The 1865-nt window shown below is 60.1% G+C and carries 1 protein-coding gene; it reads left to right on the forward strand.

Annotated features, from left to right (window positions below; translation table 11 throughout):
- Window positions 1–306: 306 nt before the first annotated feature.
- Window positions 307–1865: Ig-like domain-containing protein (locus AC07E3_RS06495; protein ID WP_478360720.1), on the forward strand; the 1559-nt coding region annotated here is incomplete at its 3' end.

The raw sequence follows: 1865 nt of genomic DNA on the forward strand, positions 1-1865 counted from the left end.
ACGGGTGGTCGGGGTCCACATGAGAATCTCCAGGAAGGTCGCAATTCCTTGGAATCACGTGAACCTCGGCCCCTCAACTCCTTTCGAAACAGCCTCTTAACTGTGATCGGACAGCGAGCCTGTCGCTCTGGAGGTGCCAAAAGGAGCGATTATACGGAAATATATATCATGTTATGATTATAGGTTAACCAAACGGAAATTTTCAGCCGGGATCAATATCCCCATATATCAGTCAACTATACATCGTATTGCGCCGACTAAACTTGCGTGGCTCGCTTCCCGGGAATTCTGTTTCCGGGGGTTATCATGGCCAGCCAAGATCGCACGAACACCACCGACGACCGCACGATCGCTACCGAGCAATCTGCCGACGATCGGCTCAATCAACTCGAGCAGACCGCACTTCAGGTCGCGCAGAATGAGAGCGCGGGCGAGCCGGTCCCGGTCGATCCTGCCGCTGGCCAGCCCGCCGAAACGTCCGCTGCTCCGGACGTTCCCGAAACGGTAACACCGGACGCGGACAACATTGTCCGCCTTCCCGAAGGCGTTTCCATCGATGAGATCAAACTCGATGGCGATAACCTGGTTCTGGTTCAGCCCGATGGTTCGAGCATCACCATCCTCAATGCTGCGCTCAGGATTCCCACCTTCCTGATCGGTGACGTGGAGATTCCCGAGCTCGCGCTGACAGCGGCTCTGCAGGCCAATGGCATCGATGTTGCTGCCGGTCCCGACGGCGCACTGACGGTCGTCTCTGCCACGTCGCAGAGCGGCGGCGGCAATTTCACCACGCCCAATGCGGGTATCGGCGATGCCGGTCCGGTAATCGATCTCCTTCCACCCACGGCCCTGCAGTTCGGTGCGCTGGAGCGGCGCGAACTTTTTCCGACGCTGCGTGAAGATCGGGAAAACGACTTCCCCGAGCTCAGCATTGTGAGCATCGGTATGCCGCCTGGCGAAGTGAATGAAAGCGCACTCGCGTCCGGCTCCGGCGGGGGCACCACGACGACCGCGGGCAATATCCTTGTCGATCCCGGCAATGACGGTCTTGCATCGCTTGTTGTTACGAACGCCAGTGGCCTGAGCGTGGACGTGACCAATGGCGGTCGTGTCGAAGGTGCCTATGGTACGCTGTTTGTCACGCCGAACGGCGACGGCACATACCGCTTTGAATACGTGCTGTCCAAAAACACGACCGACCACGATCAGCCGGGGAAAACAGGCGGCGACGACGTCGTCAGGGACGTCTTCAAATTCGTCGTGACCGATGGCAATGGTGACACCGCGACCGATAATCTGACGATTACCATCACCGATGATGGCCCGATCGCGGTTGACGATACGGACACCATCGCTGCCGGTGCCTTCGGCCCCGTAGCGGGCAATCTGAACACGGATTCAGAAGCCAATGGCGACAATGGCGCTGATACACCCGGTGCGGATGGCGCATTGGTGTCCTCGGTCATCGCAACCTCAGCCGAAGGACCGGCAACCGCTGTCGGAACCGGTACGGTGGTTGAGGGTCTTTACGGCGTTCTGACGATCTCTTCGAATGGCTCGTACAGCTATGTGCGCAATCCCGGCACGGCGGGTGGCGTCCAGGATGTGTTCACCTACACGCTGAAGGATGGCGACGGTGACACCGACACGGCGACGCTGACGATAGACATCGGCGACGCGTCGGTCGAAATCCGCACGCCGGGTGTCGAGGAAGATGGTACCATCGTTTTCGAGCGGGGCCTTGCCGAGCGCGGCGCCGAGCCTGCCGGTTCGGGCGAGAGCGCGGATGGCGACGGCACGGACAATGACGACCCGTCGGAGGCGACGTCGGGCACGGTGACGTTCACGGCGCCGGATGGCGTCCA

It is taken from the genome of Nitratireductor lacus (assembly GCF_056431025.1).